Here is a 5302-nt window from a genome sequence, read left to right on the forward strand (position 1 = left end):
AAGGCCGAATTTGAATTCTTTTCTGAACAAAACCCCCTACTATCTGTTGTCAAGGTTCAGTTTTTAGCTTGGTTATCGCTTTTTCCATTGTAGCTTAAAGCCGTCCTAAAAGGACGGGGTTTTAACCCAAATTTTCGATAATGGGGATAAAAATTAAAATCCTTGGTAGTCACCGATGACTGATAACTGGTAACTGAAATGACCCCCCAAGCAATCCCTAAACTCAATCACTTGCCCTCTGCCCTAGCCAGAGAGGGAGCCGTCTGCCTAGAATTAGAAGATGGAGTTGCTATATTTCGAGCTTCCACTGCCGTTCAGACTCGGATTGAAGAATTACTCCAACTAGAGAAAGAATCAGCAATTACCCCCGCACAAAAGCAAGAACTCGATGCCTACGAAGAAATTGACGACTACCTCAGCTTTGTCAATCGTACCCTGCGGAATCTCAGTCAAAACCCCTCTTAATGTCTAAAAAGTTTTCCTCAGATTATTATCGTCTCTAATTCAGAGCAGGGTATCTAGCCTAAAAATGAAGGGTTCGCAGGCAGGCACGGATTCCCATTATGCAGAAAGTATATGTCAAGTCTCCGATTTTGTCAAGAGTTTTGGCAAAAAAAAATCGCCTCTGGGAGGCGGGGATGAAAGGTATCACCCCGGGGAAATATTAAACGCCAAAAGACTTACCACAACCGCAGGTTTGACTGGCGTTGGGATTAGTAAATTGGAAACCGCCGCCGATCATCGCGTTGCTGTAATCTAACATGAGACCGTAGAGATAGAGCAGACTTTTTTTATCAGAGACAATTTTAAAGCCATCGTAATCGAAAACCTCATCTTGGGGGCCAATATTGCTAGGATGCTCAAAATCCATCATATAGGACATTCCCGAACAACCACCCTGACGCACACCCACGCGCAGACATAAATCCTTGCCCTGTTGCTCTTTGAGCATGGTAAGGTGTTTGAGGGCAGCCTCACTGAGTAAAATTCCTTTTCCTTGAGTCTGAGTAGCTTGTGTCATCTTTAGCAGGAACTCCTAAACGCAGTTGAAGGGGACATATAAAACTTTACCTTCTCCTACCCATCTTAACGATAGTTGAGGGCTGTTGACTGAATTGCTGTTTACTTTTCCCAGCCTCGCAGGAGTTATAGGGCAAAAAAAAGCAAAAAACTGGGATTATTAATTAAATAGGGTTGCCAGAGACGACTAGATTCTTGAAACAAACCCTAGAGCCATTCTCAGCCGATTTTCATCCCCCAACGGACAGGACAGCGCTGCCTTGGGGATGCCGAAAAAGCAGCCGGAAAAGAGCCAAAGAAATTTACTTTTCTAAGCGGAGATGAGCGCCGCTGCTATTGGTGCGATAAACCCAAGTTTTTTGGTTATCAGTCAGAACAATTCGCCATCCTGGCACCAGCGCTTGAGTACATAATGCTCCCGGTTTAGCTAATCCTAAACAACCATCGGGCCAGGTTTGTGGTTGTGCTGCTTGAATTTGCAAGCGATTAACGGGTATCTTGGTTTTCTGACTCAAATGTTGACGGACAGCCTCGATGACCGAATTAGGTGGCTCAGGAGATGCTAAACTAGGTGGCACTGAGAGGAGAGAAAGCAGACTCATTAGCATGAAAATGCCAGTTGATACCCGAATTATTCTCGTTTTACCGATTTGTCCTTGCCAGTTCTGGCTAAAATTATTTCTAGATATCATCTTGAGTGCTGCCTCTTTCTGGGGGGTGATAGTCTGATCAAATTTTCCTGTTTATTATCAGTGTCAGATCCCCCCACCTATCGGCACCCCCCTTATCAAGGGGGGCAGGGAGGATCGAACCTAAAATCCATTTTTAATTTAATTATAACCAGCTACTTATGTTCCCGCTCTGGTTTTCGAGCAGCGGCAGCAGTCAATGTCGGTTTTCGTTGTCATCTTCTGAAAACTTCCGTCTCTTTAAGTGGCGATGGCGATTAAAATAGATGAGGATGAACTATCTTAGATGGATGGGCTTATGTTATCTTTTTTCCTCCGTTGGTTGATTACCGCCGTCTCTTTATTGATTACAGCGCGAATAGTACCAGGTATAGAAATTAAAGATTTTACCGTGGCTTTGATAGCTGCTGTCGTCTTGGGTTTAATTAATGCTATTATTAGACCCCTGTTGATTCTTTTTACCCTGCCTTTAACTATTTTAACCCTAGGGTTATTTATTTTTGTGGTCAATGCCATTTCCTTTTCTTTAGCCTCCTATTTTATCAGTGGCTTTGAGGTAAAATCATTTTTTGCCGCTCTATTCGGTTCGATTGTGGTTTCGATCATTTCAGGAGTTCTCAATGGTTTTTTTGTTGAATAAAGTGACCAATAATTCGGTTGTTTAAAACAGCTTGGCTTACTCTGATCTAGAGACGTTGTTATAACAATGTCTCTCTATTTTTTGGAGACGAGGAAGTCTCTACTGATTTGCTCTGGCTTTTGTCGTTAAGTAGCTGGTTATAATTAAATTGAAGATGGGTTTTGGGTTCGATCCCCCCTTAATACTAGGGTTGATTCATCGTAGGGTTGATTCATGAATCAACCCTACCCTTAATCGATCTTTAACAAGGGGACATCTCAAAGTTTTTAACACCTACCTACTTAAAAATCAGGAAAATTTAATCCCAAGATTTCCATCTCAAGCACCGAGAGCAAGTTCCATTACTATTAGAATAGTAACTTTTTGTGAAGATTTGGTTAACCGGGATGATCCGAGGGGACAAAACAAATATAATCATCTTAACCATCTTTCCAGACAGCATAACTACAAGACTGCAGAATGGAATTGTTGAGCTAAGGAGATTAACTAATCTCAAGTCAATTTTTCTCGTCTGTGTTGGCTTGAGAGACACAATCATCGTCGCAAAAGTTTTTTTCATTCAATTTAGAGGTTGTAAAATGACTAATAATCAGGAAAATCTTAGTAAAGAAAACCCAATTTATACAGTTCTCAGTATCGGTCAAAGAGGAGCAGGAAAAACAGTTTTCCTAGCGGCATCTTATCAGAGTTTGAAAAATCCAGCAGCTTGGGGAAATCAGGCTAATATTGTCTTCAGATCTCAAGAGGAAGAAAGCGAAGAAGATATTGAAAAAATTCTCAATTATGTCGCTAGAACAGGTCAATATCCCCCCGCCACTTTAAAAATTAGTAACTTTGATTTTAGTTTAGAGAAAAAAAGCGGTGATCAATCGGAGAAAATAGCGACAATTCGCTGGTGGGATCTACCGGGAGAAAGTTGTCAAATCTATAATTTAGCTTTTGTCAATATGGCTTTACAGGCTAATGCTTGTTTACTGTTTTTAGAGGCAGCAAGTTTATTAAATGATTCAGACAAGCATAACAATTACCTGAAAATTTTTCAAACCTTGATCGAGATAATTAACTATAATAAAACTAGGTTTAATTTAGGCATTATTATCAGCAAATGCGATCTAGTTGTCTCTGACCAAAAATGCTGGCAAAACCTACAATTAAAAGTCAAAGAATTAGAGCAAAAACTGCGAGACCAAAAAGTTAATCACCGTTTTTTTTACTCAACAGTTTTAATTGATTCCCAACAAGGCACGCTGCAAGCAAATCAAGCTTTAGACTCCCTATCTTGGTTATTGTCTCAAATCGATCGACAACTGGTAAACTTTTCCTAAACGACCAGCACTATATCCGAGCTATTTACAGAAAGATTAGCCAAAAAATCTCTCAAAAATCTGCTGACTTTCTTATAGCAGTTATCTTAACGGTGAGGTGTGAAGTTTTCGTTTTGGGGAGTCGGCACCAAATTAGGTGACAGTTCATCTTGAGGAGAAATGCCGTCAAATATCTCCCCAAAAACTAGAAACAAGACACAATTGTGTTAAAATTATTTATAATAGCGCACAAAAGTGCTTAAAGGTTACAGATCATGTCCTTGCTCGTTGAACAACTGATTTATAGCAGTTTCTCGCAACTGGGATTTAAATATATCGCTAGTGCCAATGTCCCCCTAGGGATTCAACAGTTTTTTTATCAACATATAGTCTCTCAGTTATGGGACACCTATAATCCTCCAGACAGGAAATTTAAAGGAGTCTATATCTATCAAATTGACTCCCATAACACCCTCTTTGGTTGGTTAATTAACGATGGGAAGGATGAATTTGGTCGTGGGGATATTCCTTACTTTCATTGTTATTATTTACAGGAACTACTCGACTCGAAACAACTATTTAAAATTCTTGCCTGTCTAGAAGCAGGTCCCCTAAAACGTATTGCCAGAGATGAGGCTAAAATCTCCCTTGAACCCTTAACTTTAGCTGACAATTATCAGGCAAATGCCTTTGAATTAGGGATTAAACTTTCTAAAGATATTCGTCTGTTTAGCCACCAGCAACTGCGGGAAAAAAAAAACCTGCAATGGTTTATCTCCTCGAAAGAAACCAAAGAACGAAAACAACCCACCGATAATAACTATGATAACTCTAAAAATACCTTACCTAGGGAACCAAATTATCAGGTAGAAATTGCCAAAATCCTGCAAGAATTAGCCGAAAAACCGCTCGCTATTGAGGGGATCATGCTTGTTTCTCCCCAGGGTCAACCTTTGACTGATTCCATCGGCATGGAACACAATAGTGCTTTAATCTTAGCAGGAACAATGGTCTATCTTGTCAATAACACAAAAGAGGAATTAAGCTGGTCTGATCTGGAACAAATTGCTATTCGCAGTCCCCAGGGTCATCTGATCTTAACCCCTTGCAGTGACCAAGCTTTTCTTTTAGTGAAAACTGGCAAAACGATCACGGGATTGTTAGAGGGAGAAATCCAAAAAACTCGCTCAAAATTAGCAAAAATTCTCGCTATCTCTAACCCCACCCCCCAAACCCCCCTGTTAAATCCCACAGTTAATCCCCTCCTTGATTCCGTTGTAGAAGAATTCGAGATCGTCCTCGAAACCGAAGATAATAAGTAGTCATGCAAAATTAATTACCTGCCCGATCGAGCTAAAACCCTTACGGGGCAATGATCGTCATGTGTAAATAATTTTGCCTAGGTACTTAACAATGCAGATATTCGTTACCAGGGCAGACCAATTCAGTAATCAGTAATCAGTAATCAGTAATCAGTAATCAGGGTTCTTCGTTACTTGGTATGGTTTGATAGGGGGGCATAAATCGACTAAATCCTTATCTGGCAAGAGACTTAATTGATTAGTTCGCTCTAGAGCAAAAACAATTGACAAAAATCGCTAAATGCCTTTCTCTATAAGGGTTCCATCCCTTATAACCCCCGTCCATTG

General features: G+C 40.3%; 6 protein-coding genes. 4 read left to right on the top strand and 2 right to left on the bottom strand.

Annotated elements, in window-relative coordinates:
- The first annotated feature begins 198 nt into the window (after nt 1-198).
- Nucleotides 199-465 carry a hypothetical protein gene (locus tag IM509_RS20660; RefSeq protein ID WP_002747571.1) on the top strand — a complete coding sequence of 89 codons (267 nt, stop codon included), beginning with the start codon at nt 199-201 and terminating at the stop codon, nt 463-465.
- Nucleotides 466-664: 199 nt separating this feature from the next.
- On the opposite strand, the gene IM509_RS20665 is transcribed toward IM509_RS20660, so the two are convergent.
- Both IM509_RS20665 and IM509_RS20670 read right to left on the bottom strand, forming a co-directional pair.
- On the bottom strand, nt 665-1021 hold the full coding sequence (locus IM509_RS20665; protein ID WP_052276018.1) for an iron-sulfur cluster assembly accessory protein: 357 nt from the start codon (nt 1019-1021) through the stop codon (nt 665-667).
- Nucleotides 1022-1322: 301 nt separating this feature from the next.
- Complete coding sequence (locus IM509_RS20670; RefSeq protein WP_185237588.1) at nt 1323-1712, bottom strand: DUF8738 domain-containing protein; 390 nt, start codon at nt 1710-1712, stop codon at nt 1323-1325.
- A 295-nt stretch (nt 1713-2007) separates the two neighbouring features.
- On the opposite strand from IM509_RS20670, the gene IM509_RS20675 reads away from it, so the two are divergent.
- The 3 genes from IM509_RS20675 (at nt 2008) to IM509_RS20685 (ending at nt 4975) form a co-directional block, all read left to right on the top strand.
- Entirely contained in the window at nt 2008-2349 is a 342-nt protein-coding gene (locus IM509_RS20675) for a phage holin family protein (RefSeq protein WP_185237589.1), read from the top strand.
- Nucleotides 2350-2927: 578 nt separating this feature from the next.
- Nucleotides 2928-3674, top strand: a complete 747-nt coding sequence (locus tag IM509_RS20680; protein WP_185237590.1) for a TRAFAC clade GTPase domain-containing protein — start codon at nt 2928-2930, stop codon at nt 3672-3674.
- Between the two features lie 254 nt (nt 3675-3928).
- Complete coding sequence (locus IM509_RS20685) at nt 3929-4975, top strand: roadblock/LC7 domain-containing protein (RefSeq protein ID WP_185237591.1); 1047 nt, start codon at nt 3929-3931, stop codon at nt 4973-4975.
- Nucleotides 4976-5302: the final 327 nt, after the last annotated feature.

The organism is Microcystis sp. M31BS1, assembly GCF_020245285.1.
GTDB lineage: Bacteria > Cyanobacteriota > Cyanobacteriia > Cyanobacteriales > Microcystaceae > Microcystis > Microcystis panniformis.